At 47.1% G+C, this 259-nt stretch carries 1 protein-coding gene; it reads right to left on the minus strand.

Annotation, left to right across the window (positions count from 1 at the left end; translation table 11 throughout):
* A partial coding sequence (locus EUU22_RS25070) for a hypothetical protein (protein WP_165351005.1) occupies positions 1–259 on the minus strand: 259 nt, incomplete at both ends.

The following is a 259-nucleotide window of genomic DNA, read 5'->3' on the forward strand; positions in this document are numbered from 1 at the left end:
CATCCGATTCGGCAACGACATCGATTACACCAGGCTTTCCTTTCAACGTTCGTACAATTACCAGCGCCAGTCCGTTGTATGCGTTGCGCTCTTTCAACTGGAACGATTCAAGATTTGTCGCGTCGCCATTATCAACCGCAATAATTTCTCCTGGACCAGAGAGATCAAAACGAATTCTGTTCTTCGATCTCGGAACCGTTAAGCCATTATTGTCCACAAGTCGCACTGTGACAAAAGCGAGATCTGCTCCGTCTGCTTT

Source organism: Ciceribacter ferrooxidans, from assembly GCF_004137355.1.
Lineage (GTDB): Bacteria > Pseudomonadota > Alphaproteobacteria > Rhizobiales > Rhizobiaceae > Allorhizobium > Allorhizobium ferrooxidans.